The 7,271-nt window shown below is 61.4% G+C and carries 10 protein-coding genes; 6 read left to right on the forward strand and 4 right to left on the reverse strand.

From position 1 onward, the window contains the following. Together OQK_RS22005 and OQK_RS22010 are read left to right on the forward strand one after the other, a co-directional pair. A partial coding sequence (locus tag OQK_RS22005; protein ID WP_016774303.1) for a quinone oxidoreductase family protein occupies positions 1-816 on the forward strand: 816 nt, incomplete at its 5' end. Then, entirely contained in the window at positions 813-1,739 is a 927-nt protein-coding gene (locus tag OQK_RS22010; protein WP_016774304.1) for a LysR family transcriptional regulator, read from the forward strand. The genes OQK_RS22005 and OQK_RS22010, both read left to right, overlap by 4 nt. A gap of 238 nt (positions 1,740-1,977) precedes the next feature. Here the strand turns inward: OQK_RS22010 and OQK_RS22015 are convergent, their stop codons facing one another. Then, positions 1,978-2,454 carry a hemerythrin domain-containing protein gene (locus tag OQK_RS22015; RefSeq protein ID WP_016774305.1) on the reverse strand — a complete coding sequence of 159 codons (477 nt, stop codon included), beginning with the start codon at positions 2,452-2,454 and terminating at the stop codon, positions 1,978-1,980. A gap of 80 nt (positions 2,455-2,534) precedes the next feature. Here OQK_RS22015 and OQK_RS30145 point away from each other — a divergent pair, with 80 nt between their 5' ends. After that, positions 2,535-2,690, forward strand: coding sequence for a hypothetical protein (locus OQK_RS30145; RefSeq protein ID WP_157221924.1), 156 nt, complete (start codon positions 2,535-2,537; stop codon positions 2,688-2,690). Between the two features lie 19 nt (positions 2,691-2,709). Here the strand turns inward: OQK_RS30145 and OQK_RS22020 are convergent, their stop codons facing one another. Further along, positions 2,710-2,925 (reverse strand): PLD nuclease N-terminal domain-containing protein, encoded by a 216-nt coding sequence (locus OQK_RS22020; RefSeq protein WP_016774306.1) that lies wholly within the window; start codon positions 2,923-2,925, stop codon positions 2,710-2,712. Between the two features lie 171 nt (positions 2,926-3,096). Between OQK_RS22020 and OQK_RS22025 the strand changes: the two genes are divergently transcribed. Together OQK_RS22025 and OQK_RS22030 are read left to right on the forward strand one after the other, a co-directional pair. Then, the gene (locus OQK_RS22025; protein WP_016774307.1) at positions 3,097-4,224 is read left to right on the forward strand and encodes a saccharopine dehydrogenase family protein; all 1,128 of its coding nucleotides are present in this window, start codon (positions 3,097-3,099) and stop codon (positions 4,222-4,224) included. Position 4,225: 1 nt separating this feature from the next. Then, a complete protein-coding gene (locus OQK_RS22030; RefSeq protein WP_016774308.1) occupies positions 4,226-4,723 on the forward strand; it encodes a DUF2269 family protein in 498 nt (165 codons plus the stop codon). On the opposite strand, the gene OQK_RS22035 is transcribed toward OQK_RS22030, so the two are convergent. Together OQK_RS22035 and OQK_RS22040 are read right to left on the reverse strand one after the other, a co-directional pair. Then, positions 4,706-5,158, reverse strand: a complete 453-nt coding sequence (locus tag OQK_RS22035) for a thiol-disulfide oxidoreductase DCC family protein (protein WP_016774309.1) — start codon at positions 5,156-5,158, stop codon at positions 4,706-4,708. The two genes, OQK_RS22030 and OQK_RS22035, sit on opposite strands and share 18 nt — an antisense overlap. Positions 5,159-5,209: 51 nt before the next feature. Further along, positions 5,210-6,130, reverse strand: coding sequence for an AraC family transcriptional regulator (locus OQK_RS22040; RefSeq protein WP_038861548.1), 921 nt, complete (start codon positions 6,128-6,130; stop codon positions 5,210-5,212). An 87-nt stretch (positions 6,131-6,217) separates the two neighbouring features. Here OQK_RS22040 and OQK_RS22045 point away from each other — a divergent pair, with 87 nt between their 5' ends. Continuing rightward, positions 6,218-7,186, forward strand: coding sequence for an oxidoreductase (locus tag OQK_RS22045; RefSeq protein ID WP_016774311.1), 969 nt, complete (start codon positions 6,218-6,220; stop codon positions 7,184-7,186). The last annotated feature ends 85 nt before the right edge of the window (positions 7,187-7,271 follow it).

Genomic DNA, 7,271 nt, shown 5'->3' on the forward strand with positions numbered 1-7,271 from the left:
GTAGCATTGCCGTCGGGGCTGGGTCTGGAAGGCGCGGGTCGGGTGGCGGCGGTCGGTGCCGGTGTGAGCAATGTGCGCGTCGGTGATCGGGTCGCTTACGCCACTGGCCCCTTGGGCGGTTACGCCTCGGCGCGGCTGTTTCCGGCAGAGCGTCTGGTGAAGATTCCCGAAGAGTTGTCGTTCGAAGATGCGGCGGCGGTGTTGTTCAAAGGCATCACCGCGCAGTATCTGCTGAAGGCGACTTACCCGGTCGGGCCGGGCACGACAATGCTGGTTTACGGCGTCGCGGGAGGTCTGGGGGAAATCATGGTGCCATGGGCCAAACACCTTGGCGCAAGGGTGATCGGTGTGGTGTCGAAGCAGGCCAGTGTCGACAAGGCTCGCGCGTCCGGTTGTGACGAAGTACTGGTGTTCGATGCCGAGACTCTCGCCGCCGATGTGGTGCGTATCACCGAGGGGCGCAAGGTCGACGTGGTGTATGACCCGATTGGCCGAGTGTCTTTTCAAGCCTCGCTGGACAGCTTGCGCCCACGCGGATTGATGGTCTCGTTCGGCGCGCAGACCGGCGCGCCGGCAGCGGTGGAAATGGCCACGCTGAACGCCAAGGGCTCGCTGTTCCTGACCCGTCCGTCGCTGGCCGCGCACACCGCCACGACAGCTGAATACCAGGAGCGCGCGCAAGATGTGCTGGCCGCTGTTGCCGCCGGTATCATCACGCCGCAAATCCGCGCGCGTTATTCATTGGCTGACGCGGCACAAGCGCACGCCGATCTTGAATCGGGCCGATCATCAGGGGCGATCATTTTAAAACCATGAATCTGGATGTTCTGAGCAACCCGCACAGCGATGAGATCGCTGCTTTCCTCGCCGTCGCCGCGCAAGGCTCGTTTGTCGCGGCGGGCCGTTTGTTGCAGCGTCATCCGACCATCGTTTCCAAGCGCCTCGCGGCGATGGAGAAGCGACTCGGCGTGCGCCTGGTGGAGCGCTCGACGCGACACGTGCGTATCACCGAGGCTGGCCTGCAACTCGAACAGCGCCTGCGCGCGGCCGTCGAGTTGATGAACGAAGCGCAGCAGCAAGCGGTGCAGGGCGCCAGCGAAGTGCGCGGCACCCTGCGCCTGGCGTTGCCGGCGGCGATGGGGCGGTTATGGCTGGGGCCGCTGCTGCCGGAATTTCTCAAGGCTCACCCGCAGGTCTCGCTGGTCGCCGATTACAGCGAAGGCCTGGTCGACATCATCGAGCAGGGCTTCGACGCGGCTATTCGCATCGGCGAGCTTGATGACAATCGCCTGATTGCAAAAAAGCTCAGTGACCATCGGCGGATTCTCTGCGCATCGCCGGCCTACATCGAGGCCCACGGCATGCCGCAAACCCCGCAGGATCTGCTGCAACACAATTGCCTGCGCTTCAGCGGGCTGGAGTCGTTCCCGCTGTGGCGTCTGCATCGCGGCAACGAAGTGCAGACCATTACGCCACACGGCAATCTGACCGCCAGCGACAGCGAATCCCTGCTCGCCGCCGCCCGCGCCGACGCCGGCATACTCGGTGCCGGCGACTGGCTGATGAGCCGCGATCTGACGGCAGGGCGGCTGATTCACGTGTTGCCCGACTGGCATCTGGATTCGGCGGGCGGCGTTTATCTGGTCAGACCGTCTTCGCGGTTTCCGGCGGCGGCGGTGGTGGCGTTCAAGGAGTGGATCGAAGCGAAATTCGATCCGGCGCCACCCTGGGCGGTTTGAGCACAACCTGCATCAAGACCGACACTGACCCCGTGGGAGCGAGCCTGCTCGCGAAAGCGCAGTGTCAGTCATGGATGATCTGGTTGACCTGACGCCTTCGCGAGCAGGCTCGCTCCCACAGGTTTCGTGGCTTGCTCAGAAACTCCCGAACGCCCAAATATCCAATGTGAGAGCGAGTGCCAATTTGGGCGCACAAGAAAGCCCGGCATCGCTGCCGGGCTTTGGTGTCTTCAGCGCTTTACGCGGCGATCTTGTTGGCCGCCATTTCCTTTTTGTGACTGGCTTTCATGGCTTCCATCTGTGCGCCCAGTTCCTCGAGCTTCGCCTTGCCCAGAAGCTTCTGCGCTTTCGGGAACATTTCCTCTTCCTCCTCCTCGATGTGATGCTCCAGCAGCTCCTTGACCACTTTGACCCGACCGGCAAATTCCGGGCTGCCCGGATCGGTTTCTTTCAGATCAGGCAGTACCAGTGAGTCCACGGTGCGGTGTTCTTCCTTGGCTTCGTAATACATGATGTCTTCTTCCTTGCTGCCGGCTTCCTTGAACGCAGGATAGAGAATCTCTTCTTCGAGGCGGGTGTGGATGGTGATTTCCATTTCCAGTTTGCCCAGCAACTCGACGCGTTTTTTCAGCGCGCGGTCGGTGGACTCACTCAGTTGGCTGAGGATGGCTTTGACTTTTTCATGGTCGGCTTTGAGAAGGTCGATGGCATTCATTTTTGAGGCCTCTGCTTTTCACGGATTGAACACAGCGTTCTTTTTTTCGCCCTGCTGTGTATTCAGGAAGAGGCTATCGCATGACTCATGCCAACTCGCCGATCAAGAGCGACCCTTCTAAATCAAGGGCTGGCATCGAAGCAGGCACAATGCTTTCGTGCAGCCTGCAAGAAATCCGCGCGGCGGGCATTGCATATAACAAGCCCGGCAAAAGCCGGGCTGCGGGTGATGCTTGAGACGGGCCTGCGTCGTTGGTTAGCGGCTGGCCTGGGAAGGCGAGCCGCGACCGATATGCTTGGGCCCCGCCAACGCCCAGGCGATCAGGCCGAACAGCGGCACGAACACGATCAGCACGATCCACACGCCTTTATTGCTCGATTTCCCCTCGCTTTTGCGCACCCGGTTGATGGCCCAAAGCTCGATCAGCACGAGAATGACCGCCAATACGATCCACACGGTTTCGATTTGCATAGGCTTAACTCCTGATGGTCTGTGCGTTAGGCGGCGAGAGGTGCGTTGGGTTCATTCTTTTTGCCTGGGACGAGCGGACGCGGTGATACCCGGTTGCAAAATAAATGTCTGGTCGCCGCTGCGCCCTATATCCTCTGCGCCACACGTTTGGGCTGGAACAGGGACAGGGCAATGGCATTCAGGGTGATGGTCGTCGGTGGTTACGGCAATTTCGGCAGTATCGTTTGTCGGCATCTGGCGCTCATGCCAGAGATTGAGCTGCTGCTGTCGGGCCGCAATGCACGCAAGCTGCAACACAAGGTCGAAGAGCTGCAAGCGCAGTCGGGCCGAGCTTGCGAAGGCTGGTGCGGTGATGCGATGGGCGCGGATTTTCAAGCGGCGTTGCGCGCGTTGAATATTCAGTTGGTGGTGCACACCGGCGGGCCGTTTCAGGGGCAATCCTACGCAGTGGCTGAAAGCTGCATCGATGCCGGGGTCAATTACTGCGATCTGGCTGACTGCCGCACCTTCGTCAACGGCATCGATGTGCTCGACGCCCGCGCCAGGGAGGCGGGTGTGGCCGTGCTCAGCGGTTGCAGTTCGGTGCCGACCTTGTCTTCGGCGATCATCGATCAGCAGCGCTCACGTTTTGCGCGAATCGACTCGATCGAGCATGGCATTTCTTCCTCGGCAAAAATGCCGGGGCTGTCCACGGTCGAAGGCGTGCTCGCCTACGCAGGCAAACCGATCAAACAGTTGAAGAACGGCCAGGCTCACGAAGTATTGGGTTGGCTCGATCTGACCCTGCGCAGCATGCCGCAACTGGGCAAGCGGGTGCTGGCCAATGTCGATGTGCCGGACATGGATATTTTCGCACGCCGCTATGGCGCACAGACGCTGCGCTTCAAGGCAGGCGCCGGCCTGAAGCTCGGCGGTGTCGCCAACGCCTTGCTCGCGCAAGCCTTGCGCTTTGGTCTGGTGCGCGATCATGTGCGCTGGGCGGCGCGCCTGCATCGACTGGGAACGCGGTTCGAACGCTTCGGTGACGGCAAAAGCGCGATGTACATCGATGTTCAAGGCATCGGAGTTGACGACCAGCCGCTGAGCATGACCGCGCAACTCACCGCACTGAATGACAAAGGCCCGGAAATCCCCAGCTGCGCCGCCGTCGCTCTCGCCAGCAAAATGGCCCGGGGTTACCTGCCGGTATCTGGCGCGCGCCCATGTGTCGGCGAAATCACCGTTGAGGAATATCTGGCGGCGATCAACGATCCCGCCAATTTGAGCCTGTCGGTTCAGTTCGCCGAAGGGCAGCGTTGAGATGCTCTATCTCTGCCTGAAGTACCTGCACGTCATTGCGGCGATTTTCCTCTTTGGTTTCGGCATGGGCTCCTACCTCTACCTGATCGCCGCCAGCCGCAGCGGCAACCCGCAAGTGATCGCCCATGTCGCACGAATGGTGGTGCGCTTTGATACGTGGATCACCACCCCGGCCGGGTTTGTGCAGGTTATTACCGGCTATCTGCTGATGCGGCTCTCGGGGCTTTCGATGAGCACCGAATGGCTGCTGACTTCGCTGATCATTTTCTGCTGTGTCGGCGCGTTGTGGCTGCCGGTGCTGGTATTGCAAAAGCGTTTGCAGAGCATGGCGCTGAGCGCGGGCGAAGGTAGCCTGCCTCTGGATGATCGCTACGCGAGCACGTACCGCTGGTGGTTCTGGATGGGCGTCGCCGGGTTCGCCGGAATGTTTGTCATCGTGCTGATGATGGTGACGAAGATGACGCCACTGCAACTGATCGGGTCAGCCGTGGGCTTTTAGAAAACGGCTTTCATGATCCGCAGTCGGCAGCAGACAAGTGTCGTACTTGCCGAACAGCCGATAGCGATTCAGCGCGATGCGATCGTAAGCCCAGTCGCGCAGGCGGCGCGGGAAGATCCGCAGCAGTTTCAACGGCTGCCAGCGCATCGGCAGTTGCCCGATCACTTCCAGGAATGCATCTGATCGTTCCCAATAATTGCGGTCGCGGATCACCGCCATGGTGTCGAACTCGTCCAGGGGCAAACCGGCCCACGCCAGCAAGGCCTGGCCCTCGGGCGATTGCACGGTCGCCAGACGCACATGGCGCTGGTGGTCATGGCGAATCAGAAACCGCGCCCAGCCGTTGCACAGTTTGCACACGCCATCGAACAGCACCACGGTTTCGCCGGGCTTGAGCAATGGCGCGGAGGTGGGGCGGGTTTTCATGGCAGGCATCGGCGGATGTCCTTGGCGGCGGTTGTCGCGATCATAACCTTGATCACCGGACTATAAGAGTGGATCGCGCCGGTATTGCCCCGGCGATATTCCGTGCACGCGGCGGAATGCAGCGCCAAACGCCGCGTCGGACAGATAGCCCAGTGACGCGGCGACAGTGGCCACATTGTCCCGGCCATTGCGCAAGCGGAACGCGGCCACGCGCATCCGCCAGCGCGTGGCGTACTCGACCGGCGCTACACCCATGCAAGTTTTGAATAACGCGGCGAAACCCGATCGCGACATGCAGGCCATCTCGGCCATTTGCGTCAGTCGCCAGGCCTTTTCCGGAGCAGCGTGAACGGCGCGCAACACGCCGGCAATCGCCGGTTCCCGCAGTCCGCCCAGCCAGGCCAGTTGTTCGGCATCCGCGCTGTTGATGTGATGGCGCAGCGCATGGATGAAGATCAGCCGCAGCAGGTCGTTGCACATCGCCTGCGAGCCAGGCTGATGCGACGGCCACTCGCGCCCCAGTTCATCCAGCAGCCAGCCGAACGACGAGGCGCCTGCGGTTTCGGCACGAATGATAAGCGAGGTCGGCAGCACGTCGAGCAGTTCGGTTGCGCCGGGTCCCGACAGCGACACGCTGCCGCCCAGCAACTCGACTTCCTCGCTGACGCCAAAGGTCGCCGAGGCTTCGTCATGGGCGAAAACCTCCGCTGCATTCACCGCCTCGACGTCGGCGCCGCTGGCCAGAATGAACGGCGTGCGCGACACCACAAAACAGTCGCCGGCCTGCAACAGGCGCGCCGGCATGCCTTGCATGCGCAGCCAGCATTCGCCTCGTCGCACCACGTTGAATTTCAGTTCGATGGGTTGGAAACGCAGCGCCCAGACACCGCCCGCTTGCAAGCGAACCGAGCAGGCTGCGCGCAGTTCCGAGAGTGCCAATACGGCAGAGAGTGGGTCGCCTGCAGGACTTTGGATGATCACGACAGAAACCTGGATTTATCAGACTGGTTCGTCCCGAGAGCTTAGCCAAGAATGAAGGCCTTCGATAGCTCACTCAGGATTACGCCCATGGCCACGCTTCAACAACCTGTGCAATCACCGTTCAACGCCGCCAGCACAGCGGCTGAAGTCATGGCCGGCATCGATCTGCGCGGGCAGCTCGCTGTGGTCACCGGCGGCTATTCCGGCTTGGGTCTGTTGACGGTAAAAAGCCTCGCGGCGGCAGGGGCGCAGGTCATTGTGCCGGCCAGAGATACGGAGCGGGCAGAGGTGGCATTGGCGGGTGTTGACGGTGTCCGCGTGATGCCCATGGACCTCATGCAGGCCGAGTCGGTGGCGGCGTTCAGCCACAGCGTGGTCAGCGCGGGTCAGCCAGTGTCATTGCTGATCAACTGCGCCGGAATCATGGCCGCGCCGTTGCTGCGCGATGCCGATGGCCATGAAAGCCAGTTCGCGACCAACCATCTCGGTCATTACCGCTTGACCTGCGACCTCTGGCCCGCGCTGGTCAAGGCTCGATGGGCGCGGGTGCTGTCGGTGTCCTCGCGCGGGCATCAGATTGCCGGAGTCGACTTTGATGACATCGATTTCCTGCAACGGCCGTATGACAAATGGGTCGCGTATGGTCAGTCGAAAACGGCCAATGCCTTGTTCGCCATGGCGCTCGATCGTCGCGGGCGCAGTCACGGCGTTCGCGCGTTTTCATTGCATCCAGGGCAGATTCTGACGGATCTGGCACGGCACTTGAGCACGGCGGAACTCGCCGCATTCGACGCCGTGGATGAACACGGTCGACCACGGTTGGATGCTCACAACGGTCTGAAAACGCTGGAGCAAGGCGCGGCGACGGGGTTGTGGTGCGCGACCAGTGCATTGCTTGCGGATTTGGGCGGCGTGTATTGCGAAGACTGCAATGTTGCGCCGATCAATGAACCGGAAGCAGGCCGCAAGGGTGTTGCGAAATGGGCGGCGGATGCTGAGCTGGCTGAGCGACTTTGGGGGTTGTCGGAGCAATGGACGGGGCTCACGGTCGCATAAATCGAGTCAAAGGCCAAAAGCCCCTCACCCTAACCCTCTCCCGGGGGGAGAGGGGACTGACCGAGGTGTTTAGGAGAAATTCGCC

The organism is Pseudomonas sp. R62 (genome assembly GCF_000257605.1).
GTDB classification, from domain to species: Bacteria; Pseudomonadota; Gammaproteobacteria; order Pseudomonadales; family Pseudomonadaceae; genus Aquipseudomonas; species Aquipseudomonas atacamensis.

Bases quoted from the DNA above. Each gene is read 5' to 3' on its own strand.
- OQK_RS22010 (WP_016774304.1), top strand. From the start codon at position 813: ATGAATCTGGATGTTCTGAGCAACCCGCACAGCGATGAGATCGCTGCT.
- OQK_RS22015 (WP_016774305.1), bottom strand. From the start codon at position 2,454: ATGAATGCCATCGACCTTCTCAAAGCCGACCATGAAAAAGTCAAAGCC.
- OQK_RS30145 (WP_157221924.1), top strand. From the start codon at position 2,535: ATGACTCATGCCAACTCGCCGATCAAGAGCGACCCTTCTAAATCAAGG.
- OQK_RS22020 (WP_016774306.1), bottom strand. From the start codon at position 2,925: ATGCAAATCGAAACCGTGTGGATCGTATTGGCGGTCATTCTCGTGCTG.
- OQK_RS22025 (WP_016774307.1), top strand. From the start codon at position 3,097: ATGGCATTCAGGGTGATGGTCGTCGGTGGTTACGGCAATTTCGGCAGT.
- OQK_RS22030 (WP_016774308.1), top strand. From the start codon at position 4,226: ATGCTCTATCTCTGCCTGAAGTACCTGCACGTCATTGCGGCGATTTTC.
- OQK_RS22035 (WP_016774309.1), bottom strand. From the start codon at position 5,158: ATGCCTGCCATGAAAACCCGCCCCACCTCCGCGCCATTGCTCAAGCCC.
- OQK_RS22045 (WP_016774311.1), top strand. From the start codon at position 6,218: ATGGCCACGCTTCAACAACCTGTGCAATCACCGTTCAACGCCGCCAGC.